Genomic DNA, 23,538 nt, shown 5'->3' with positions numbered 1-23,538 from the left:
CGACAGCCTTGCACGCGGGCGCGCGCCGCCTCATGTCGCGGGGGCCATGACCCGCCCGACCGACCCACAGACAGGTTTCGCCCCCGGCGATCTCGTCGCGGTGCTGACGACGCAGCCGCTCGACCGGACGCTCGACTACCGCGCGCCCGACCGGGGCTGTTCGCTCGGCGATTTCGTCGAGGTGCCTCTGGGGCCGCGCCGGGTGACGGGTGTGGTCTGGGGACCGGGCGAAGGCGGCTTCGACCCGGCAAAGGTGCGCCCCGTCCACCGCGTGCTCGACGCGATCCCGATGCGCGACGAGATGCGCGTCTTTCTTGCGCGGGCGGCCGATTACACGCTGACCCCCCTGCCCGCGATGCTGCGGCTGGCCACGCGCACGCCGGGACTGGGCCACGATGTCGGCACGCGGCGCGTCTATGCGCGCGGCGCCGCCACGCCCGAGCGCATGACCGACGCGCGCCGGCGCGTGATGGCGGTGCTCGACGATCACGGCGGGCTGACCTTTACCCTGTCGGAGCTCGCGGGCATGGCCGGGGTCGGTACCTCGGTTGTCAAGGGGCTGGTCAGGCTCGGCGCCATCGACGAGCGCGAGGCCCCGCGCGACACTCCCTATCCGCCGCTCGACCCCGATCTGCCGGGCAAGCCGCTCGCCTCCGATCAGGCGGCGGCGGCGGCCAAGCTGTCCGAGGCCGTGCGCGGCGGCGCCTACGGGACGACGATGCTGCGGGGCGTCACCGGGTCCGGCAAGACCGAGGTCTATCTCGAGGCGGTCGCCGCCTGCCTGCGCTCGGGCCGGCAGGCGCTGGTTCTGCTGCCCGAGATCGCGCTCACGGCCGAGTTCCTCGCCCGCGTCGAGGCGCGGTTCGGCGCCCGCCCGGCCGAATGGCACCACGGCGTCACCCAGACCGAACGGCGCCGCTGCTGGAAGATGGTGGCCGAGGGCGGCGCGCAATTCGTGGTCGGCGCGCGGTCGTCGCTGTTCCTGCCCTTCCGCGATCTCGGCCTCATCGTCGTCGACGAGGAACACGACACGTCCTACAAGCAGGAGGACGGCGTCTGCTATTCGGCGCGCGACATGGCGGTGCTGCGCGCCTCGATCGCCTCGGCGCAGGTGGTGCTGGCCTCGGCCACGCCGTCGCTCGAGACATGGGCCAATGTCGAGGCGGGGAAATATGCCGCGCTGACGCTGACCTCGCGGTTCGGCGACCGCGCCATGCCGCGGATGCAGGCCATCGACATGCGCGCGCAGGACGTGCCTGCGGGCCGCTGGGTGTCGCCCGCGCTGCGGGCCGCGGTGGCCGAGCGGCTCGAACGGGGCGAGCAATCGCTGCTTTTCCTCAACCGCCGGGGCTATGCGCCGGTGACGGTGTGCCGCGCCTGCGGGCACATGATCGGCTGCGACCATTGCGACGCGCGCATGGTCGAGCACCGGTTCTCAAAGCGGCTCGTCTGCCACCAATGCGGCGAATCCCGCCCCGTGCCGCCGGCCTGTCCCTCCTGCGCGGTCGAGGGCAGGCTCGCGCCCGTCGGGCCGGGGGTCGAACGCATGGCCGAAGAGGCCGCCGCGCTGTTTCCCGACGCCCGGATCGAGGTGCTGTCCTCGGACCTCCATGCCAGCGCCCGCGCGCTCAAGGCCCGGATCGAGGCCATCGCCGCCGGCGCCGCCGATATCGTCGTTGGCACCCAGCTTGTCGCCAAGGGCCACAATTTCCCGTTGCTGACGCTGGTGGGGGTGATCGACGCCGATCTCGGGTTGCAGGGCTCGGACCTGCGCGCGGCCGAGCGGACGTTCCAGTTGATGCGGCAGGTGGCGGGGCGCGCGGGGCGGGCCGAGCGTCCGGGCGCGGCGCTGCTCCAGACGTTCCAGCCGGAGCACCCGGTGATCCGCGCGATCCTCGCGGGCGACGAGGACGGGTTCTGGCGCGCCGAGGCGGCCGAGCGCCGCGCCGCCGGGGTGCCGCCCTACGGGCGCATGGCCGGCATCGTGCTGAGCTCGCCCGACTTGCAGGCGGTGTTCGACCTCGGCCGGGCGCTGGCGCGGGCCGATGCGCCGCTGCGCCGGATCGGGGCGGATCTCTACGGCCCCGCACCCGCGCCCATCGCGCGCATCCGCGGACGCCACCGGGTGCGGATGCTGGTCAAGGCCGACAAGTCCGCCCCCCTGCAGGCGGCCGTCGCCGAATGGCTGGCGGCGGTAAAGCCCAAGGGCGATATCCGCCTGACCGTCGATATCGACCCGCAGAGCTTTTACTGAACGCGAAACGGCCCCGGAGATCCGGGGCCGCTCTTGCATCACGGGAATGCGCGTCGCGAGATCAGTTCTGCGATTCGGAGCTTTCGGTCTCGACCTCCTCGTCGACCCCGAGATCCTCAGCCTCGACCCCGTCGGAGCCGGTTTCCGCTTCCTCGGTTTCGGTTTCCTCGGCCTCGGGCTGCTCGGTCTCTTCGGACCCGCTCTCGTCGCCTTCGGTCTCGGTCCCGTCGCCGCCGTTGTCGGGCATCATCTCGCTGCCGGCATCGCCGCCGGTGCTGACATCGCCCTCCATCTCGTCGTCGCGATCCATGTCGTCGCCGCCGTCATCGGACCCGGTCGAAACTTCCTGCGGCTCGCCATCGGGGCCGTAGAACACGATCTCGACGCCATCCTCGAGCCGTTCGCGCAGGTCGGACAGGGCGCGTTCCTGCAACTGCTGCTCGAGCTGGGGGCGCACGGCCTCGAGCGGGGGCACCTCGCCCTCGGCGTTTTCCTTGATCGCGTCATAGGCCTGCTGGATCGCGTCATCCGTCGTCGCGCTTTCGAGCTCGCGCCGGACATAGACCTGCGCGATGGCGTTGTCGCGGGCGCGATCGGTCGTGCCCTGCTGCAATTCGGCCACCTCGGGATCGTCGCCGAGGTTCTGCGCTTCGGCGTCGCGCAGGATCAGTTCGCGCAGCACGAGCTGATTCACGACGATGCCGACAAGCTGCTGCGGCGGAAGCTGCTGGCGGATCTGCGGCGGCAGCGCATCGACCCCCGCCAGAACGTCGGCAAAGGTGATCTCGTCGCCATCGACCGACACGACGACCGAATCGGGGCTCATCTCCTGCGTGGACGCGCCTGCGTCGCCGCCGGTGGATTGCGAGGCACCTGCATCCTGCGCAAGCGCGGGGGCGATGGCGAGGGGCGCGGCCAGGACGAGGGCCAGCGCGGTGGTGGACAGACGGTTCATCATGGGGCGTCTCCTGTTATCGCTTGAAACTTGGCTATGCGCGGCCAACGGACGCATCCGCGCGAAGTTCCGATCCCGCCCCCTGCGTCGCGACACGCGGGGCAACAATCCGCTCGCCACGGTTCGCGACCGGGCGTATCCCTGCGGAATGGCCCGCATGACACTCGACGAGGCGCGGTCGCTTCCGCGTTGGCGCCGCCCCGACACCCTGCTGTTTCTCATGGCCTTCGCCATGCCGCTCGCCTTTGCGACGTGGTCGGCGCTCCTCAACAACTTCGTGATCGAGGCGGCGGGCTTTACCGGGGTCGAGATCGGCTGGCTTCACTCGATCCGCGAGATCCCCGGCTTTCTCGCCATCGGGGTGATCCTGCTCATCATGGTGATCCGCGAACAGGCGCTCGCGCTGATCTCGCTGATGCTGTTGGGGGTCGCCACGGCGCTGACGGCACAGTTTCCCACCCTTGGCGGCATCCTCACCCTGACGATGCTGAGCTCGATCGGGTTTCACTATTACGAGACGGTCGCCCAGTCGCTGCAACTGCAATGGATCCCCAAGGAGCGCGCGCCCCAGACGCTCGGCATGATCGTCGCGGTGGGCTCGGGTGCGTCGCTGCTGAGCTATGGGCTGCTCGTCGCGACATGGCGCACCTTCGAGCTGGGCTATGGCACGGTCTATGCCATCGCCGGCGGGGCCTGCGCGGTCATCGCGGTGTTCTGCGCGCTCGCCTACCCGCAATTCGAATCGCCCGACCCCCAGCACAAGAGCTTCGTGCTGCGCCGCCGCTACTGGCTCTATTATGCGCTGCAATTCATGTCGGGCGCGCGGCGGCAGATCTTCGTCGTGTTCGCGGCCTTCATGATGGTCGAGAAATTCGGCTTCGACGTGCACGAGGTCACGGCGCTCTTCATCGTCAATTTCCTAGCCAACATGGTGCTCGCGCCGTTCATGGGGCGGGCCGTGGCGCGGTTCGGCGAACGCAACGCGCTGTGTTTCGAATATGCCGGGCTGGTCTGCGTCTTTCTCGCCTATGGCGGCCTGTATTACTTCGGCTGGGGCGTGATGCTGGCGGCCGTTCTCTATGTCGTCGATCACGTCTTTTTCGCGCTGGCCTTCGCGCTCAAGACCTATTTCCAGAAGATCGCCGACCCCCGCGACATCGCTCCCACGGCCGCGGTCGCCTTTACCATCAACCATATCGCCGCCGTGTTCCTGCCCGCGGGGCTGGGATATCTCTGGGTGACGAGCCCCGGCGGCGTCTTCGGGCTGGCCGCGTCCATGGCGGCGGTGTCTCTGGTGCTGGCGCTGCTCATCCCGCGCCACCCCGCGCCGGGGCATGAAACGGTGCTGTCGCGCGTGCTGCCGCCCGCCCCCGGACAGGTGGCGGAGTAGCGAAAGCCCCGCGCCGCCCCTATATCCGGTGAAACCGTCAACGGAGTCCCGCCATGTTCCAGATGCTGCGCAAATCCACCGAAATGCCCTCGCCCGACCAGGCGCTTGCCGGTCGCGCCCAGCCCATTCCCACGGCCGAGCGGCATTTCGTGCTCGACCGGGCGCTCGACATGACGGTGCCCGACGGGATGGAGGTCGCGATCTTCGGCATGGGCTGTTTCTGGGGGGTGGAGCGGATGTTCTGGAAGCTGCCCGGCGTCTGGGTGACGATGGCGGGCTATGCCGCGGGCTACACCCCGAACCCCACCTACGAGGAAGTCTGCACCGGCAAGACCGGCCATAACGAGGTGGTGCGGGTCGTCTACGACCCCGAAAAGATCGCCTACGAGGATCTGCTCAAGGTGTTCTGGGAAGGCCACGACCCGACCCAGGGGATGCGGCAGGGCAACGATCGCGGCACGCAATACCGCTCGGGGATCTACGTCACCACCGAGGCGCAGCGCGCCGCCGCCGAGAAATCGCGCGAGACCTTCGACGCCCGGCTCAAGGATGCGGGCTATGGCGCCTCGACCACCGAGATCCGCGAGGCCGGGGCGTTCTACATGGCCGAGGCCTATCACCAGCAATACCTGGCCAAGAATCCGGGCGGCTATTGCGGCCTGGGTGGAACCGGCGTCACCTGCCCCATCGGCACCGGAGTCGCCTGACCGCCGGGTCGGGAACCTTGGGTATTTGAAAAGAGAAGACGACCCTGAGGCACACCGCCTCGGGGGTCCGGGGGGCCGATGATCGGGGATATCACGGACGGGATCCGGCGCGGCCTGCGCGGGGTCGGCGAGGTGTTCGCCGAGCCCACATTGCGGCTCGGTGTCACGGGGCTGAGCCGGGCGGGCAAGACCGTCTTCATCACGTCGCTGGTGGCCAACCTGCTCGAGCGGGGGCGGATGCCGGGGCTGCGCGCCGCGGCGACCGGCGCGATCCAGGCGGCCTATCTTCAGCCCCAGCCCGACGACACCGTGCCGCGATTCGATTACGAGACGCACTTGGCCGCGATGACCGGCCCCGATCCGCATTGGCCCGACAGCACCCGCGCCGTGTCCGAGCTGCGCCTGTCGCTGCGGCTCAGGCCCTCGGGGCTGTTGGGAGGGATGCGGGGGCCGCGGGTTCTGCATCTCGATATCGTCGACTATCCGGGCGAATGGCTGCTCGACCTCGGGCTGCTCGATCTCGATTTCGCGTCGTGGTCGCGCGGCGCGCTGGAGCGTGCGCGGGCGCGCGAGGAGGCTGCCGGGTTCAACGCGGCGCTGGCCGGTCTCGACCCCGCCGCGCCATGGGACGAGCGCGCCGCGCAAACCGTCGCCGCCGCCTTCGCCGCCTACCTCGCGCGGGCGCGCGAGGCGGGGTTTTCCGACTGCACGCCGGGGCGGTTCCTGCTGCCCGGCGATCTCGCCGGCTCGCCCGTGCTGACATTCGCCCCCCTGCCCCCCGGCCCCTACGGCCGCCGCACCATCGGGGCCGAGTTCGCCCGACGGTTCGAGGCCTACAAGCGCGAGGTGGTGCGCCCGTTCTTTCGCGACCATTTCGCCCGGATCGACCGGCAGGTCGTGCTGATGGACGTGCTGGGCGCGATCCATGCCGGGCCGCGCGCGGTCGAGGACATGCGCGGGGCCATGGCCGGGATCCTCGGCGCGTTCCGTCCGGGGCGCAACGCGTTCCTTTCGGAGATCCTGCGCGGCAAACGGGTCGAGCGCATCCTTTTCGCCGCCACCAAGGCCGATCACATCCATCACGGCCAGCACGACCGCCTGACCGCGATCGTCGAGGCGATGATGGCCGAGGCGCGCGCCCGCGCCGATTACGCCGGTGCCGAGACCCGCGCGATGTCCCTGGCCGCGCTCAGGGCCACCACCGAGGACCGGGTGGCGCATGGCGACGCGACGCTCGACATGGTGCGCGGGACGCTGCTCGAGGACGGGCGGCGGGCGGCGTTCCACCCCGGCGATCTGCCCGAGGATCCGCGCGTGCTGCTCGCCCCGGCGCAGGCGGGCGGCGATAGGTGGCTCGACGGCGATTACGCGGTCATGCGTTTCGCGCCGCAGCCCGCGCGCATCGGGCAGGGCGACGGCCCGCCCCATATCCGGCTGGACCGCGCGGCCGAGTTCCTTATCGGCGACAGGTTGCTGTAACGGATCGGCGCAGGGCTCAAACGCCAAAAGGCCGCGCGCCCTGCGGCGTGCGGCCCGGCCTGTCCCGAAGGGACGCGTTCAGCCCTGGCGGGCCTTGAAGCGGCGCTGCGTCTTGTTGATGACGTAGACACGGCCCTTGCGGCGCACCACGCGGCAATCGCGGTGGCGGGACTTCAGCGAACGAAGCGAATTGCGAACCTTCATGTCGCGCTCCCATCTGTCGCGGCGCGGGGCACGCGCCTGCTGTTTCGGTCGGCCGGGCTGGACCCGGCGGGTGATCGTCATGCCGGAATGGTGGGCGGTACTGGGATCGAACCAGTGACCCCTACGATGTCAACGTAGTGCTCTACCGCTGAGCTAACCGCCCGTATCCGACTGGCGCCGGGAGGGCCTGCACGACAAGCCCCCAAGGGCCGCCGAACGGAGCCACCCGTGCCGGTGCGCGGTCTATAAATGGGCCCGCGCGGCTGTTCAAGAGCTTTCCGCGCCCCATTATCTGCCATAGTGAGTCAGGCGCCCGCGGCCATGGAGACACGCGCGAACATGGACGAATCCTTTGACCTGCGGCTTCCCCGGCGCAGGGACACGCCCTTTGTCTTTGCCTCGCCCCATTCTGGGCGGGACTATCCCGCCGAGCTCCTGCGCGAGAGCGTGCTCTCGCCCGCGGCGCTGCGTTCGTCCGAGGATGCGTTCATCGACCGGCTCTTCGACGCGGTGCCCGATTTCGGCGCGCCGCTCCTGTCGGCGCGCCTGCCGCGGGCCTGGGTCGACATGAACCGCGCCGCGGACGAGCTCGACCCCGCCCTGATCGAGGGTCAGCGGCGCGGCCCCCACAACCCCCGCATCGCCTCGGGGCTGGGCGTGGTGCCGCGCGTCGTCTCGGGCGGGCGGTCGATCTATCGCGGCAAGATCGGGATCGAGGCCGCGCGCGCCCGCATCCGCCAGACCTGGCGGCCCTATCACGATGCGCTGGCCGGGCTGATCCGCGACAGCCGCGCGCATTTCGGGCAGGCCATCCTGATCGACTGCCACTCCATGCCGCACGAGGCGCTGGACCATGTGCGGGTCAAGGGCCGCCGCCCCGACGTGGTGCTGGGCGACCGTTTCGGCGCCTCGGCCGATCCCGATATCGTGAACGCGGTCGAGGAGGTGATCGCGGGCGCGGGGCTGGTGGTGTCGCGCAACGCCCCCTTTGCCGGCGCCTTTATCGCGCAGCATTACGGCAAGCCCGCGCGCGGCCAGCATGTCATCCAGATCGAGTTCGACCGCCGGCTCTACATGGACGAGGCGACGCTGATCCCCCACGAGGGCTACGGCACGCTCAAGGCGGCCATCGACGAGATCGTGGCCCGGCTCTGCGATCTCGGCCGGGTCGGCGACAGCCTCGCCGCCGAATAGGTCACTCGCGCAGGATTTCCTGGTGATACCGCCCCAGCAGCGCCAGCCCGAAGGCCAGCAGCACCAGAGACACGAACACGACATACGCGACCGAGATATAGCCGCCCGTATAGGTCGGGAACACGCCCGTCCGCGCCAGCCCGGTGATATGTACGACCGGGTTCCACCACAGGATGTCGCGCGCGATGCCCGGCATGTCCTCGAGGATATAGAGAACCGCCGACGCCAGCAGAAGCGGCCGGGTCACGATCTTCCAGACCTGGAGAAACAGCGGGTAGAGCCCGGCAAGCGCGCAGACCGTCGTGCCCACCCCGACGCCGAGCAGCGCGGCCAGCCCCATCGCCTCGACCACCGGGACCGGATCGATATGCGCGCTGACATCGGTCAGCACGAGAATGCCCATCAGGATGATGTAGGTCACGAGAAGTTGCGTCATCACGGTCAGGATCGCGTTCGACAGGATCGCGTCGAACCACGAGATCGCCGGAAAGCTCAAAAGCGACTTGGACTTGCGCATCGACGTGGCCGATCCGGTGTTGAGCTTCATGAACATGGTGAAGGGCAGGTAGCCCGAGGCGTAGAACAGCACGAAGCTGTTGCCGAGCGACGGGGTGCGCAAAACCAGCGCGAACGCGAATGACAGCACGACGATCATGCCGATCGGCTCGAGCAGCGCCCAGACATAGCCCCCCGGAGAGCGGCCGTATTTCGTCATCATCTCGCGCAGGACGAGCGCGGTGATCGACCGCAGGAACGACCCGCGCCCCGCGACATTGCCCGAGCCCTGGAGGTTCGCGACGCCGGGCGGCAGGCCGCCGGTCTCGTCTGTCTGGTTTGTCATGGCGCACTAGCGTCCGAACGCTGGAAATCGACCGCCGCACTATGTAAGAGCAGGCGATGGAACACAACTGATCCGGGCGGGCGATCCGATGCAGGACATCAAGAGGCCGGTCTCGACCGACGCGTCGGGCGGGCCGCGGGAGCGACCCCGCCTCAAGGCGCTCGGCGCCGGCGACGCGGCCCCCGCCTCCGACGGCGCAGCGGACGCGCGCCCGCGCCGCCGGCGCACCGGCGGGCCGGGTGCGGACAACCCCCATGCGGGCAACGTGCGCCCGCCTGCCCGCCCGCTCAGGATGCGGATGCGGCATTGGGGCGTCGCGGGGGCCTTCGTCGCGATGGTGGTCCTGCCCTTCGTCGTGGTGGTGTTCTACCTCTTTGCGATCGCCGTGGACCAGTATTCCTCGACCACGGGCTTTACCGTCCGCCAGGAAGAGGGCACCGCCGCCTCGCAGCTGATGGGGGGGCTGGCGCAGATCACCGGCGGCACTGTGGGCACCGACGGCAACATCCTGTTCGAGTTCATCCAGAGCCAGCAGATGGTGCGCGACGTCAATGACGAGCTCGACCTCGTGTCGCACTACACCAGCAAATACGACGAAGACCCCTATTTCGCCATGGCGCCCGACGACAATATCGAGGCGCTGGTCGATTACTGGAACAGCATGGTGCTGACGACCTTCGACGAGGGCACCGGCCTGATCGAGATCCGCGTGCTCGCCTTCGAGCCGCAGATGGCCCAGGACATCGCCCGTGCCATCGTCGCGCGCAGCCAGGAGATGATCAACAATCTCAACCAGCAGGCCCGCGAAGACGCGATGAGCTATGCCCGCGCCGATCTCGACGAGGCGGTCGAACGCCTCAAGGAAGCCCGCCAGAGGCTCACCGATTTCCGCACGCGCACCCAGATCGTCGATCCGCAGGCCGATATCTCGGGGCGGATGGGGGTGCTCAACAACCTCCAGCAGCAACTGGCCGAGGCCTTGATCGAGTTCGACCTGCTGGGCGGGGCGAACACGGATGGCGACCCCCGGTCGGCCAACGCGCAACGCCGCATCGACGTGATCCAGAACCGCATCGCCGAGGAACGCATCAGCCTGTCCTCGGACGGCGCCGGCATCCCCGGATCGAGCGATTATCCCGCCCTGATCGCCGAATACGAGGGGCTCGTCGTCGACCGCGAATTCGCCGAGGAAACCTATCGCGCCGCGCTCGCCGCGCTCGATTCCGCCCGTGCCGAGGCCTCGCGCAAGAGCCGCTATCTCGCCACCTATATCGAGCCGACCCTGGCCGAGGAATCGCAATATCCCCGCCGTTTCGTGCAGTCCGCCATCACCGGCGGATTCCTGTTCCTGCTCTGGGCCATCGCGTCGCTGGTCTATTATTCGATCCGCGACCGTGGCTGAGAAAGGACGCGCCCGATGATCGAGTTCCAGAACGTCAGCAAGTCGTTCAACATCCGCGGGCACCGCAAGGTCGTGATCGACCACCTGAACGAGACCCTGCCCTTCGGCAAGTCGCTGGCTCTTCTGGGGCGCAACGGGGCGGGCAAGTCGACCCTGCTCGAGATGATCGCGGGCACCATCCGCCCCACCACCGGGCGGATCGTGCGCTATGGCCGCGTGTCATGGCCCGTCGGCGGATCGGGCGCCATTCACCGCGACCTGACCGGCGCGCAGAACGTGCGGTTCGTGTCGCGCATCTACGGCGTGGATTCCGCCGAGCTCGAGGATTTCGTCCGCGAATTTTCTGAGTTGGGCAAGCATTTCAACATGCCGATGCGGACCTATTCCTCGGGCATGAAATCGCGCCTGTCCTTCGGGATCTCGATGGGGATTCCCTTCGATACCTACCTCATCGACGAGGTGACGGCGGTGGGCGACAAGTCCTTCAAGGACAAGGCCCGCGCCTATTTCAACGAGCGGCTCAAGAATGCCAGCGCGATCATGGTCAGCCACGACCTCAGGACGCTGCGCCATTACTGCAACGCCGCGGTCGTGCTGGAAAAGGGCCGTCTGTCCTATTTCGAGGATCTCGACGAGGCCATCGCCCTTCACGAGGAACACATGGGCGGGCCGCGCGCCCGCCGCCGCGCCGCCCGGCGCGCCACCGCCGCGCAGGATCGCGACGAGCCCGACGAGCCCGCCCCCCGCCCGCGCCGCAAAGCCGCCAATTCGCGACAAACCGTCGACGAATGACGCGATCTCGCCCGAACCGGGCGCCCTGACCGGCCCGATCGCGCGACCATCCTTCCCCCCGGAACACGCGATGCGGGGGCATGGGGATGGAGTTTCGGAAAACCGGGCGGATCTCGACGGGGCGCGACAAGTTCGACATGGATATCCGCGATCTCCAGACGATCCGCACCGACGAGGGCACGTTCCTCGTCGCGGTGAACGGGCGGAACGGCGGGATCGTGACGTTCCGCCTTGACCGCAACGGCACAGCGGACGAGGTCGATCGCGCGGATTTCGGGCGCGAGGCCGGCGCCGCGGGGGGGTTCGTGGTCGACGTCTCGGGCACCCGGCAGCCCACGCTCATGACCGGCGGCGGCGAAACCGGCCTGTCGCTTTGCGAGATGAGCGATGGCGGCGCTCTCGGAACGCCCGACCGCGAAACCGCCACGGGGCTCGACCGCGGCATCAGCGCGGCGCTGCGCATCGACGGGCCCGACATGCTCTATGCCGTCGACACGCTGCGCGGCGGGCTGACCGCATGGCGGGTCGACGAGAACGGCACGCCCACGGCGCAGGCGCCGCTCTGGGATACCGGGTTCGACCGGCTGGGCTACGACCTGCTCGCGGGCGGAAAGGCCGGGGGGCAGGATTACGTCGTCGCGACCGGCGCGGGCGCGCGATCCGTCGATCTCTACCGGGTCGAGGATAACGGCACCCTGTCGCTTTTCGACAGCGTCGGGCCGCAGGACGGCGTGGGCATCGGCCGCGCCTCGGCCATCTCGACGGTCGGCGGCCACGGCCGCGAGTTCGTCGTCGTCGCCGGTGCGAAAAGCCACTCCCTCACCGTGATGGAGCTGGGGGCGGACGGTACGCTCACCGCGCTCGACCATGTCCTCGACACCCGGTTCACGCGCTTCGGCGGGGTGAGCGATATCGCGACGATCGAGATCGACGGCACGCCGCTGGTGGTCGCGGGCGGGGCCGATGACGGGCTGAGCCTCTTCGCGATCCTGCCCGACGGGCAGTTGATCCTGCTCGACACCATCGAACATACCGGCGGCGCCGGGCTGAACAATATCGAGACGCTGGAACTCGCCCGGATGGGCGACACGCTTCAGGTTTTTGTCGGCGCCGGGGGGCGTGGCATCACGCAAGACGAAATCGATTTGTCCGACATGGGCCGGCTCATGATCGCACGGGGCCGGGACGACGACCTGCTCGAGGGGACGGGCCGCGACGACACGCTTGTCGGCGGATCGGGCAGCGACACGCTGTCGGGCGGAGGCGGCGACGATATCCTCGTCGCGGGCGACGGGTTCACCCGCATGACCGGGGGCGCCGGGCGCGATACCTTCGTGATGCGCGACGCCGACCGGCTGGTTCTCGTCAACGATTTCGAGCGGGGGCGTGACAGCCTCGATTTCGGCGACTTCGCCATGCTGCGCGATGTCGGGCAGATCCGGGTGAAATCGAAGTCTTGGGGCGCCGATCTCGTTTTCGGCGACGACACGATCCGCATCCGGTCCGCGGATGGCAAACGGCTCGATATCGAGGACCTGGTTCCGGGGCGCGACATCCTCACCCCCGACCGCATCGGTCTCAACCCCGCCGATCCGCCCCGCCCCGGACGCGAGATCATGGGATCGCACCGGGCCGACGCGCTGGACGGCGGGGCGGGAGACGACGCGGTGCGCGGCCTCGGCGGCGACGACACGATCCGCGGCGGCGCGGGCAACGATGCGCTGCGCGGCGATGGCGGGAACGACCTGCTCGACGGCGGCGACGGCAGCGACTGGCTCGACGGGCGCAGCGGGGCGGATACGCTTGATGGCGGCGACGGGTCCGACCTGCTCGACGGGGGCGACGGCGACGATCTGCTCGAGGGCGGCGCCGATGACGACCGGCTCCTGGGTGGCGCGGGACGCGACCGGCTCGATGGCGGCGCGGGCGACGACCGCCTCGCGGGCGGCAACGACGCCGATACCCTGACGGGCGGCGATGGGCGCGATTACCTCGCGGGCGAACAGGGCGCCGACGCGCTGGACGGCGACGGGGGCGACGACAGCCTCTATGGCGGCGACGGCAACGACAGGCTGCGCGGCGGTCTCGGCAACGATCTGCTCGACGGCGAGGATGGCGACGACATTGCCCTCGGCGAGGCCGGGAACGACACGCTTTTCGGCGGTGCCGGGCGCGACGATCTCGACGGAGGCGACGGCAACGACCGCCTCTACGGCGGCGATGACGGCGATACGCTCAGGGGCGGTGCGGGCAACGACCTTTTGGCGGGCGATGATGGCTACGACCGGCTCGCCGGCGATGACGGGCGCGACACGCTGGGCGGCGGCGCGGGCAATGACCGCCTGTGGGGCGGCACCGGCAACGATATCCTGGCGGGCGACGGGGGCAACGACACGTTGTCGGGCGGCTGGCAGAACGATACGCTCAAGGGCGGGATCGGCAATGACGTGTTGGCGGGCGACGGGGGCAACGACCGGCTCGACGGCAGCACCGGGAACGACCGGCTGTCGGGCGGCACGGGCAACGATATCCTTCTTGGCGGCAACGATAACGACCGGCTCGCGGGCGATGCCGGCAACGACCGCCTTTGGGGCGGCGAAGGGGCCGACCTGTTGTCGGGCGGCACGGGCGACGACATGGCCTATGGCGGCGGCGGACGCGATCGGATCGACGGCGGCGACGGGCGCGACCGGCTCATCGGCGATGCCGGCGACGACGACCTGCGCGGCGGCAATCAGCGCGATACGCTGGATGGCGGCACGGGGAACGACCAGCTTCGCGGCGGCGCGGACCATGACCGCCTGACCGGGGCGCAGGGGATCGACCGGCTCTGGGGAGACGCGGGCGACGATACGCTGTCGGGCGGCGCCGACCGCGACCTGATTCGCGGCGGCAGCGGGCGCGACCGCATCTCGGGCGATTTGGGCAACGACCTGATCTGGGGCGATGGCGACGGCGATTTCCTCTGGGGGCGGCAGGGCGACGATGCCATCCGGGGCGGCGGCGGCGGCGACCGGCTCTGGGGGGACGATGGCCGCGACGCGCTTTGGGGGGATGCGGGCGATGACGGGCTGTGGGGCGGCGACGGGCACGACACCCTGTCGGGCGGCGACGGGCGCGACACGCTCGCGGGCGGCGAGGGGTGGGACCGGCTCGACGGGGGCGCGGGCAACGACTTGATCGACGGCGGCATCTGGGACGACACCCTGTCGGGCGGGGCCGGCCGCGACCGGCTGAGCGGCGATGGCGGACATGACCGTCTCAAGGGCGGCAGCGGCAATGACCGCATCGCGGGCGGGGCCGGGAACGACCGCCTCGCCGGCAATGCCGGCCGGGACATGATGAAAGGCGGCAGCGGCAACGACACGATGTCGGGCGGCGGCGGCAACGACCGCCTCGTTGCGGGCAAGGGCGACGACCGCCTCAAGGGCGGCAGCGGCGACGACCGGATGACCGGATCTGGCGGGCGCGACTGGCTTGCCGGGGGAAAGGGCGACGATCTGCTCAAGGGCGGGGCCTCGACCGACCGGCTGATCGGGGGCGGCGGTGACGATACGCTGTCGGGCGGCGGCGGGCGCGACCGGATCGAGGCGGGGGCCGGGCGCGACATCCTCAGGGGCGGCGCGGATCGCGACCAGTTCGTATTCGGGAAAAAGACCGGGGCCAACACGATCGAGGATTTCAACAACGGCGTCGACCGGATCGTGCTCGAGCACAACGCGCGGTTCGGGCAGCTCAAGATCACGCAAAAGGGGGACGACCTGCTGATCGGCTACAAGGGCGGGACCGTGCTGCTTGAGGATACCGATCGCAGCGAGATCGACGGCGGGGACTTCATCTTCGGGTGAACCCCGCTATGGTCGCGCGGTTCGTTCCCGCTATCGGAGGCCGGCACATGCGGCGCGCTCTCGTCACCGGCTCGGCCGGGTTCATCGGCTTTCACCTCAGCCGCGCGCTGCTGGCCGAGGGCTGGCAGGTCGCCGGGTTCGACGGGATGACGGATTACTACGACGTGCGGCTGAAACGACGCCGCCACCAGATCCTGTTGCAGAACCCCGGCTTTACCGCGACCGAGGCGCGACTCGAGGATGCCGACGCCGTGGCGCGCTGCGCCGACGCGGCCCGGCCCGACGTGATCGTGCATCTCGCGGCGCAGGCCGGCGTGCGCTACAGCCTCGAGAACCCGCGCGCCTATATCGACGCCAATCTCACCGGCACCTTCAACGTGATGGAGGCCGCGCAGGCCCACGCGGTCGCGCACCTGCTGATGGCCTCGACCAGCTCGGTCTATGGCGCAAATACCGACATGCCCTATGCCGAGACCCACAAGGCCGATCACCCGCTCACCATCTACGCCGCCACGAAAAAGGCGAACGAATCCATGGGCCACGCCTGGGCGCATCTGCACCGGATACCTGTCACGATGTTCCGGTTCTTTACCGTCTACGGCCCCTGGGGCCGGCCCGACATGGCGCTGTTCAAGTTCGTCAAGGGCATCCTCGAGGGCACGCCCATCGACATTTACAACCACGGCGAGATGTGGCGCGATTTCACCTATATCGACGATCTCGTGCGCGGCATCACCGGGCTGATCGACACGCCTCCGCCGCAGGTCGATGCACGCGACGGGCTCACGGCGCATCCCGGCGACACCCTGTCGCCCGCGGCGCCCTGGCGGGTGGTCAATATCGGCAATTCAGACAAGGTCCGGCTGCTCGATTTCGTCGAGGCCATCGAAGAGCGCCTCGGCCGCCGCGCCCATCGCAACATGATGGAGATGCAGACCGGCGACGTGCCGGCGACATGGGCCGATGCGGGGCTGCTGCATGCGCTGACCGGCTACCGGCCGCGAACCGATTTCCGCGATGGCGTCGGCCGGTTCGTCGATTGGTATCGCGACTATTACGGGGTCTGAGACCCGCGCTCAGACCACGGTGCCGCGCCCGACCCCGCTATAGGCGTCGAACCCCGCGCGTTCGACATCCTCGGCGGTGTAGACGTTGCGCAGGTCGGCCATGCGGGGCGTGGCCATCGCCGCGGCGATCCGCGGCAGGTCGAGCGCGCGGAACTCGTTCCACTCGGTCAGGATCACCAGCAGATCGGCCCCCTGCGCCGCGCTATAGGCATCGTCGCACCAGGCCACGCCGGGCAGCAGCGCCTCGCCCTCGCGGCGGCCCTGCGGATCGGTCACGCGCACCTGCGCGCCGCCGCCCACCAGCGCGGGCACGATGGTCAGGGCGGGCGCCTCGCGCATGTCGTCGGTATTGGGCTTGAAGGTCACGCCCAGCACGGCGACGGTCTTGCCGTTGAAGCTGCCGTCGCAAAGATCGCGCAGCTTGTCGATCATGCGCCGCTTGACCTCTTCGTTGACCTCGATCACCGCCTCGGTGATGCGCATGGGCTGCGCGCATTCCTGCCCGATCCGCGCCAGGGCACGGGTATCCTTGGGAAAGCACGACCCGCCATAGCCCGGCCCCGCATGGAGGAACTTGTTGCCGATCCGCCCGTCGAGCCCCATCCCGCGGCTCACCTGCTTGATATCGGCGCCGACCCGTTCGCACAGGGCCGCAATCTCGTTGATGAAGGTGATCTTGGTCGCGAGAAAGGCATTGGCCGCGTATTTGATCATCTCGGCCGATTCCAGATCGGTGACGAGGATCGGGAATTCGCGCAGGTAGAGCGGGCGGTAGATTTCCGACATCACCGCGGCGGCGCGTTCGGATTCGACGCCCACGACCACGCGGTCGGGCCGCATGAAATCGTCGATCGCCGCCCCCTCGCGCAGGAATTCCGGGTTCGAGGCGACGTCGAAATCGAGATCGGGGTTGGCCGTGGCGACCGCGGCCTTGACCTTGCGGTTGGTGCCGACCGGCACGGTGGATTTGGTCACGATCACGATGGGACCGCGTGCGGCGCGCGCCACCTCTTCGGCGGCGGCCATCACGTAGGTCAGGTCGGCATGGCCGTCGCCGCGCCGCGTGGGCGTGCCCACCGCAATAAAGACCGCACCCGCCCCGTCCAGCGCCGCGGCGAGATCGCGGGTAAAGGTCAGGCGCCCGGCTTCGACATTGCGCGCCATGACCGCGTCGAGCCCCGGCTCGTAGATCGGCACCTCGCCCGCCATGAGGCGCGCGATCTTGGCCTCGTCGCGATCCACGCAGATCACGTCATGCCCGAAATCCGAGAAACAGACCCCCGAGACGAGCCCGACATAGCCGGTGCCGATTACCGCGATCTTCATGTTCCTGCCCCTCTGAACCTGGCCTGCGGCAACATCGCCCCGCGGTGCCGTTCAACTGCAAATCGGGGATGCGCGAAAGGCCCGATCCGGGCCGCTGAGGCGGCGATGCCATGCCGGCCCGACCGTGGCGGCGGCAAACGGCCCGCGCCTTGGGTGGCGCGAGCCGTGCGGTCGATCGGGTCGCCCGGCCTCAGACGAAGTCGAGATGCCCCAGAAGCGCGTCGGCATCGCTGACGCCCTCGAGCACGATCTTCTGCCCGTCGCCGAAATCCAGCACGGTATTGCCGTTGCGCAGTTCGGCAAAGCGGTCGAGCACGGCGCGGGTGCTCAGCCCGTCGGCCAGTTCGGCGTCGAGATAGAGCATGTCGCCCTGCCCCGCGCGGAAATCCTCGATCCGGCCGTCATTGCCGCGGAAGACAAAGGCATCGGCCCCGCCGCCACCGAAGACGGTGTTGCCCTCGCCCGCGACGATCTTGTCGTCGCCCTGTCCGCCGCGCAGTTCGGCATCGCCGTCGCGGCCAAAGATGCGGTCGTCGCCGCGGCCGCCCTTGATCACGTCGCCGTCACCCGCGCCGCGGATCACGTCGTCGCCCTTGCCGGTGGCGATCACGTTGTCGGCCGCGTTGGCGATGACCTTGTCGTTGCCCGCGCCGGTCTTGAGCTTTTCGATCTTGGTGCCGCGCGCGATGGCGAGGTTGTTGTCGCCGCCGCCGACATCCGAGAACTTGCCGCCCTTGAGGTTGATCTTGCCGTCCTTGTCGGTGAACCGCAGGTCGAGCGTATCGCGCCCGCCGCGGTCGTAGACGGTAAAGCCCTCCATGTCGGCCTTACCCTTCATCACCTGCTTGAAATACTTTTCGAGGTAGTTGTTCAGGTTGCCCTTGGCGCCCCACACGGTCTTGCCGGCGGTATAGTCGCTTTTGCCGTAGAGCGACTGGATCGCCTTGATATCGACCATCTGCGCGGTGACGGGGTCGAAATCGGACCCTTTCACGTTCGGGTTCTCGGACGGGTAGTAATAGGACATGATCGACAGTTGCAGGCTGTCATACTTGAACTCGCGGTCCGCGCCCGAGGCGCTGCCGTTGTAGTTGCCCTGATGGCCAAGGCCCAGCGCATGGCCGATCTCGTGGATATAGGTCGAGAAGTTGTAGTCGGCGAAGCCCGTGCCGTAATCCTTGAGCCATTGCTTGGACACGTTCACATTGGCGCGGATCGTGTCGCCGTCGGAATCGTAGGACGAGGTCGCGAAGGCGCCGGACTTGTTGTCGTCGAACTTGATGTCGGCCTTGCCGCCCTTGATCTTGAAGTCGATGTCGGCAACCATTTCCCACGCCTCGAAAGCGGCTTTCGCCAGCTTTTTCCCGGCGCCGGTCAGGCCCTTGATGTTGACGGTGATCTTGCCGCTCGGCCCGGTGTCGAAGGAATGGGGGGTCTCGTAATTATCCTCCCAGTAGCCGTCGGTCAGGTAATGCGCCATCTTCTTGATGTCGCGCCCGCGCGGGCCGAAACTGGTCGTCGTGCCGGCGACCTCGCCGCGGTCGTCGCCCGCGGGCACAAGCTCGATCGAGGCATCCGAGAGCCCGCCGCCGATCAGGCTGGCGGGCATCGCGCCGCCCATGTCCAGCGGCTCGACCTGCGGGGCCAGGCGGCCCTCGTCGATCAGCGTCGACAGACGCTCGAGGATGCTGTCGCGGGACAGGTCATAGGTCAGGGTCATGGCAAGCTCTCAGATGGCGTAAGCGGTCGGCGGGGTGCCGTCGCGGGACGGCGATGAAATCGGGTCGGCTCAGGTCTACACGGCAGTTATGGCCAAAATCTTGACGCTCGCGGGACCGGAACGGGAAACTGCGCGGGATCCAAGGCAAAATGTTCACCCGCCGTTTACCCCACTTCGTCCCACCGCGCACGAATCCCGTCGCATCCTTCACGAGTTTGTGACCGACGCGCCACAGCCCCTAGCGCAGGGCTCGACCCTTGAGGATCGCGCCATGCCCGAACCGCGCGCGGATCGCGTCGGCCGCGCGTTCGGCCCCGGCGCGGGCGCGCGCCTGCGGGTCGAGCAGATCGCCCGCATCTTCGGCCTGCGCGCCGTCGCACAGGTCCGACAGCCCCACCCCCAGCAGGCGGAACGGGGCCTCGCGCAGCACCGGTTCCCACAGGGCGCGCGCCGCGCGATAGAGCGGATCGGCCATCTGCACCGGGCCGCGCTGCGTCGCCCGGCGCGTCACCAGCGAATGGTCGGCGCGCTTGAGCTTGAGCGTCACCACCCGCCCCGCGACCCCCTTGGCCTTGGCGCGGTCGGCGACCTTTTCGGCCATGCGCCACAGATGCCCGTCGAGCAGTTCGGGGTCCGAAATATCCTCGGCAAAGGTCGTCTCGTTCGAGATCCCCTTGACCGGCGCATGGGCCGAGACGCGGCGCGCATCCTCGCCCCGCGCGAGGTGCCACAGCCGCTCGCCCATGCCGCCGAAACGGGCCGAAAGGTCGCGCCGGTCCCAGCGGCGCAGGTCGGCAAAGCTGCGGATGCCAGCGCGGCCCAGCGATTCGCGCGTGACCTGCCCCACGCCCCAGATCAGCGACACGGGGCGGTCGCGCAGGAACTCCATTGTCTCGGCCGCACCGATGGCGGTAAAGCCGCGGGGCTTGTCCTGGTCCGATGCGATCTTGGCGAGGAACTTGTTGTGGCTGAGCCCGATCGAGCCGGTAATGCCGATCTCGTCGCGCATCCGTTTCACCAGCCACGCCAGCATCACCGCCGGGGGCGCCCCGTGCAGCCGCGCGGTGCCCGTGAGATCCATGAAGGCCTCGTCCAGCGACAGCGGCTCGACCACCGGGGTCAGTTCGTCCATCATCGCGCGGATGGCGCGCGACACCTCGGCATAGACCTCGAACCGGGGCTTCACGATCACCGCCTCGGGGCAGAGCTTCAGCGCCTGGAACATCGGCATGGCCGACCGCACGCCCTTGATGCGGGCGATATAGCAGGCCGTCGTCACCACGCCGCGCCGCCCGCCGCCCACGATCACCGGCTTGTCGCGCAATTCGGGCGCGTCGCGTTTCTCGACGCTGGCATAGAAGGCGTCGCAATCCATATGGGCGATGGACAGGTCGAACAGCTCGGGATGGGCGCACAGCCGCGGGCTGCGGCACCGCGGGCAGCGGGGACCGGAATCGAAGGGCGTGCAGCAATCGAGGCAAAGCGCGGGCATGGGGGATATGTAATGGGCGACGGCGCGCAGTGACAGGCCGAACGGTGGCGCCGTTCGGGGGCGCGAAGCTCGCGATCCTGTCGGGGGGCGCGGTCGTGACGCTGCTGCGCGATGCCGACCCGGCGATCCCGTGGCCGGGGTTCTGGGATCTGCCCGGCGGCGGGCGCGAGGGGGGCGAGACGCCCCGCGACTGCGCCCTGCGCGAAACCCGCGAAGAGGTCGGGCTGATCGTGCCGCGCGCCGCCATCGTGTGGGAACGCCGCCGCCCCCGGCCGGGCGGCGAGACGGTGTTCCTGGTCGCGCTGTGGCCGGGGCTCGGCACTGATGCGCTGCGGCTGGGCGACGAGGGCCAGGAGGCGCGGCTCATGCCCATCGCCGAGTTCCTGTGCCGCGAGGATGCCGTCCCGATGTTCCAGACCGACCTCGCCGCCTATCTCGCCGCCGAACGGGGCTAGCCTCCCGCCCCCTCGCCCGCGCCGTCCCGCGCCATGAAGGCACGCGCGGCCGCCACGCTCAGCCGCGGCGCGAGCGGCGGATCGTCCGCGGGGGCAGGCGCGGGCGCCGTCTCAGGCACGCGGCGCCGCACCATCATGCGCCGGCGGCGCGGAGGATCGAGTATCTGCGTCATGGCCCCGGCCTGCCATGCGATCAGGGCGGTTTTGCGCCGCTCGGGCGGCATCGTCCGGGCGGGCGGGCGCTTGCCGCGCTCCATCGTTCCTGCGACATTGGGTGAAACCCCAAAAACGGCGAGCAGCACCGATGTCCTCCGATCTTCTCTCGGGACAAGAGCCCGAAGCCTACGACGCCTCCTCGATCGAGGTGCTCGAGGGGCTCGAGCCGGTCCGCAAGCGCCCCGGCATGTATATCGGCGGCACCGACGAACGCGCGTTGCACCACCTCGTGGCAGAGGTGCTCGACAACTCCATGGACGAGGCGGTGGCCGGCCATGCCAACCGCATCGAGGTCGAGCTGCACGCCGACGGCGCCTGCACGGTGCGCGACAACGGGCGCGGCATCCCCACCGATCCGCACCCCAAGTTCCCCGGCAAATCCGCGCTCGAGGTCATCCTGTGCACGCTGCACGCGGGCGGCAAGTTCTCGGGCAAGGCCTACCAGACCAGCGGCGGGCTGCACGGGGTCGGCATCTCGGTGGTCAACGCGCTGTCCGATCACGTCCGTGTCGAGGTCGCGCGCGACCGCCAGCTCGTCGCGCAGGAGTTCAGCCGCGGCAAGCCCACGGGCCCCGTGGCCCCCGCCGGCGCCGCGCCCAACCGCAAGGGCACCTCCGTCACTTTTCACCCCGACCCCGAGATCTTCGGCAAGCTCGCGCTCAAGCCCGGACGCCTGCTCAAGATGGTGCGCTCCAAGGCCTACCTTTTCTCGGGGGTCGAGATCCGCTGGAAATCTGCCATCGACGATGGCGAGACCCCGCTCGAGGCGGTGTTCCACTTTCCCGGCGGGCTGTCCGACTATCTCGCCGAGACGCTGGGCGGGGCCGCGACCTATGCCGACCAGCCCTTTGCCGGCACCGTCGCGTTCCGCGATGCGCCCGGCAAGGTCGAATGGGCGATCAACTGGACGCCCTCGCGCGACGGTTTCATCCAGTCCTATTGCAACACCGTGCCCACGCCCGAGGGCGGCACGCACGAGGCCGGGTTCTGGGCCGCGATCCTCAAGGGGGTGCGCGCGCATGGCGAACGCTCCGGGCTGAAAAAGGCCGCCAACATCACCCGCGAGGATCTGACCGCGGGCGGTTGCGCGCTGGTGTCGTGCTTCATCTCCGAGCCGGAATTCGTCGGCCAGACCAAGGACCGGCTGGCCACCAACGCCGCCGCGCGGCTGGTCGAGACCGCCGTGCGCGACCATTTCGACAACTGGCTCGCCGCCGACACGAAATCGGCCGGGGCGATCCTCGATTTCCTCGTGCTGCGCGCCGAGGAACGCCTGCGCCGCCGGCAAGAGAAAGAGACCGCCCGCAAATCGGCCACGAAAAAGCTGCGCCTGCCCGGCAAGCTCACCGATTGCTCGAACTCGAGCCGCGAGGGCACCGAGCTTTTCATCGTCGAGGGCGACAGCGCCGGCGGTTCGGCCAAGATGGCGCGCGAGCGCAAGACACAGGCGCTGCTGCCGCTCAGGGGCAAGATCCTGAACGTGCTGGGCGCGGCCAGCGCCAAGCTCGGCTCCAACCAGGAGATCGGGGATCTCTGCCAGGCGCTCGGCACCGGTATGGGCACGAAGTTCAACATCGACGATCTGCGCTATGAAAAGATCATCATCATGACCGACGCCGACGTGGACGGCGCGCATATCGCGTCGCTGCTGATGACGTTCTTCTACGCGCAGATGCGCCCGCTGATCGACCACGGGCACCTCTACCTCGCCTGCCCGCCGCTGTTCCGACTGACCCAGGGCGCGCGCCGCGCCTATTGCCTCGACGAGGCCGAAAAGGACCGGCTGCTGGCCAAGGGGCTGGGCGGAAAGGGAAAGATCGACGTCAGCCGCTTCAAGGGCCTGGGCGAGATGGACGCCAAGGACCTCAAGGACACGACCATGAACCCCGAGACCCGCAAGCTGATCCGCGTCAGGATCGAGGACGACATGCCGAACGAGACCGGAGACCTGGTCGAACGCCTGATGGGCAAGAAACCGGAACTGCGCTTCGAGTACATCTCGCAGAACGCGAAGTTCGTGGAGGAGCTGGATGTTTGAGAGAGGAGAGGGATCAATGAAGAGAAACGGCTGGATACTAGGGTCAGGATGCATTGATTGTTGCTGTTCGGCGTGATTCACGGCCCGAAAAACGGAGCGGTGACATGGACGACCTCTACTGGCTGAGCGACGAGCAGATGGCCAAGCTTTCCCCTTTC

18 protein-coding genes and 1 tRNA gene are annotated in these 23,538 nt (G+C 69.0%); 11 read left to right on the top strand and 8 right to left on the bottom strand.

Going from position 1 to position 23,538, the window contains the following annotated elements; genetic code table 11:
• The first annotated feature begins 46 nt into the window (after nucleotides 1–46).
• Entirely contained in the window at nucleotides 47–2,254 is a 2,208-nt protein-coding gene (locus tag E2L08_RS14135; protein WP_133397743.1) for a primosomal protein N', read from the top strand.
• 61 nt (nucleotides 2,255–2,315) lie between these two features.
• Here the strand turns inward: E2L08_RS14135 and E2L08_RS14130 are convergent, their stop codons facing one another.
• Nucleotides 2,316–3,212 (bottom strand): SurA N-terminal domain-containing protein, encoded by an 897-nt coding sequence (locus E2L08_RS14130; protein WP_133397742.1) that lies wholly within the window; start codon nucleotides 3,210–3,212, stop codon nucleotides 2,316–2,318.
• Between the two features lie 145 nt (nucleotides 3,213–3,357).
• Between E2L08_RS14130 and E2L08_RS14125 the strand changes: the two genes are divergently transcribed.
• The 3 genes from E2L08_RS14125 (at nucleotide 3,358) to E2L08_RS14115 (ending at nucleotide 6,785) form a co-directional block, all read left to right on the top strand.
• Nucleotides 3,358–4,599 carry an MFS transporter gene (locus E2L08_RS14125; RefSeq protein ID WP_133397741.1) on the top strand — a complete coding sequence of 414 codons (1,242 nt, stop codon included), beginning with the start codon at nucleotides 3,358–3,360 and terminating at the stop codon, nucleotides 4,597–4,599.
• Between the two features lie 53 nt (nucleotides 4,600–4,652).
• Complete coding sequence (gene msrA / locus E2L08_RS14120; protein ID WP_133397740.1) at nucleotides 4,653–5,306, top strand: peptide-methionine (S)-S-oxide reductase MsrA; 654 nt, start codon at nucleotides 4,653–4,655, stop codon at nucleotides 5,304–5,306.
• 78 nt (nucleotides 5,307–5,384) lie between these two features.
• Nucleotides 5,385–6,785, top strand: a complete 1,401-nt coding sequence (locus tag E2L08_RS14115) for a YcjX family GTP-binding protein (protein ID WP_133397739.1) — start codon at nucleotides 5,385–5,387, stop codon at nucleotides 6,783–6,785.
• A 78-nt stretch (nucleotides 6,786–6,863) separates the two neighbouring features.
• Here the strand turns inward: E2L08_RS14115 and ykgO are convergent, their stop codons facing one another.
• Nucleotides 6,864–6,989 carry a type B 50S ribosomal protein L36 gene (gene ykgO / locus E2L08_RS14110; RefSeq protein WP_028287243.1) on the bottom strand — a complete coding sequence of 42 codons (126 nt, stop codon included), beginning with the start codon at nucleotides 6,987–6,989 and terminating at the stop codon, nucleotides 6,864–6,866.
• Between the two features lie 88 nt (nucleotides 6,990–7,077).
• Nucleotides 7,078–7,152, bottom strand: a tRNA-Val gene (locus E2L08_RS14105).
• Between the two features lie 158 nt (nucleotides 7,153–7,310).
• Between E2L08_RS14105 and E2L08_RS14100 the strand changes: the two genes are divergently transcribed.
• A complete protein-coding gene (locus E2L08_RS14100) occupies nucleotides 7,311–8,183 on the top strand; it encodes an N-formylglutamate amidohydrolase (protein WP_240758245.1) in 873 nt (290 codons plus the stop codon).
• Nucleotide 8,184: 1 nt separating this feature from the next.
• Here E2L08_RS14100 and E2L08_RS14095 read toward each other — a convergent pair whose 3' ends face one another.
• Nucleotides 8,185–9,024, bottom strand: coding sequence for an ABC transporter permease (locus E2L08_RS14095; RefSeq protein WP_133397738.1), 840 nt, complete (start codon nucleotides 9,022–9,024; stop codon nucleotides 8,185–8,187).
• Nucleotides 9,025–9,112: 88 nt separating this feature from the next.
• Between E2L08_RS14095 and E2L08_RS14090 the strand changes: the two genes are divergently transcribed.
• From E2L08_RS14090 to E2L08_RS14075, 4 genes are all read left to right on the top strand, one after another.
• A complete protein-coding gene (locus E2L08_RS14090) occupies nucleotides 9,113–10,426 on the top strand; it encodes a KpsE/RkpR family capsule polysaccharide export protein (RefSeq protein ID WP_240758244.1) in 1,314 nt (437 codons plus the stop codon).
• A 15-nt stretch (nucleotides 10,427–10,441) separates the two neighbouring features.
• Entirely contained in the window at nucleotides 10,442–11,218 is a 777-nt protein-coding gene (locus tag E2L08_RS14085; RefSeq protein WP_133397737.1) for an ABC transporter ATP-binding protein, read from the top strand.
• Nucleotides 11,219–11,304: 86 nt separating this feature from the next.
• Nucleotides 11,305–15,066 carry a calcium-binding protein gene (locus tag E2L08_RS14080; RefSeq protein ID WP_133397736.1) on the top strand — a complete coding sequence of 1,254 codons (3,762 nt, stop codon included), beginning with the start codon at nucleotides 11,305–11,307 and terminating at the stop codon, nucleotides 15,064–15,066.
• Nucleotides 15,067–15,113: 47 nt separating this feature from the next.
• A complete protein-coding gene (locus E2L08_RS14075) occupies nucleotides 15,114–16,133 on the top strand; it encodes an NAD-dependent epimerase/dehydratase family protein (protein ID WP_133397735.1) in 1,020 nt (339 codons plus the stop codon).
• Between the two features lie 9 nt (nucleotides 16,134–16,142).
• Here E2L08_RS14075 and E2L08_RS14070 read toward each other — a convergent pair whose 3' ends face one another.
• The 3 genes from E2L08_RS14070 to E2L08_RS14060 all read right to left on the bottom strand — a co-directional run bounded on the left by E2L08_RS14070 (nucleotide 16,143) and on the right by E2L08_RS14060 (nucleotide 20,671).
• Nucleotides 16,143–17,459: a UDP-glucose dehydrogenase family protein gene (locus E2L08_RS14070; protein ID WP_133397734.1), complete on the bottom strand. Its 1,317-nt coding sequence runs from the start codon at nucleotides 17,457–17,459 to the stop codon at nucleotides 16,143–16,145.
• A 190-nt stretch (nucleotides 17,460–17,649) separates the two neighbouring features.
• A complete protein-coding gene (locus E2L08_RS14065; RefSeq protein ID WP_133397733.1) occupies nucleotides 17,650–19,179 on the bottom strand; it encodes a M10 family metallopeptidase in 1,530 nt (509 codons plus the stop codon).
• Nucleotides 19,180–19,417: 238 nt separating this feature from the next.
• Entirely contained in the window at nucleotides 19,418–20,671 is a 1,254-nt protein-coding gene (locus E2L08_RS14060; protein ID WP_133397732.1) for a DNA polymerase IV, read from the bottom strand.
• 44 nt (nucleotides 20,672–20,715) lie between these two features.
• Between E2L08_RS14060 and E2L08_RS14055 the strand changes: the two genes are divergently transcribed.
• Nucleotides 20,716–21,126 carry an NUDIX domain-containing protein gene (locus tag E2L08_RS14055; RefSeq protein ID WP_206077021.1) on the top strand — a complete coding sequence of 137 codons (411 nt, stop codon included), beginning with the start codon at nucleotides 20,716–20,718 and terminating at the stop codon, nucleotides 21,124–21,126.
• On the opposite strand, the gene E2L08_RS14050 is transcribed toward E2L08_RS14055, so the two are convergent.
• Nucleotides 21,123–21,383: a hypothetical protein gene (locus E2L08_RS14050; protein ID WP_133397730.1), complete on the bottom strand. Its 261-nt coding sequence runs from the start codon at nucleotides 21,381–21,383 to the stop codon at nucleotides 21,123–21,125. The genes E2L08_RS14055 and E2L08_RS14050 overlap by 4 nt on opposite strands.
• A 47-nt stretch (nucleotides 21,384–21,430) precedes the next feature.
• Here E2L08_RS14050 and parE point away from each other — a divergent pair, with 47 nt between their 5' ends.
• Nucleotides 21,431–23,380, top strand: coding sequence for a DNA topoisomerase IV subunit B (gene parE, locus E2L08_RS14045; RefSeq protein WP_133397729.1), 1,950 nt, complete (start codon nucleotides 21,431–21,433; stop codon nucleotides 23,378–23,380).
• Nucleotides 23,381–23,538: the final 158 nt, after the last annotated feature.

It is taken from the genome of Palleronia sediminis (genome assembly GCF_004358695.1).
Lineage (GTDB): Bacteria > Pseudomonadota > Alphaproteobacteria > Rhodobacterales > Rhodobacteraceae > Palleronia > Palleronia sediminis.
Note: the sequence above shows the minus strand (reverse complement) of the source record. Positions and strands in the feature narration are given on the sequence as shown.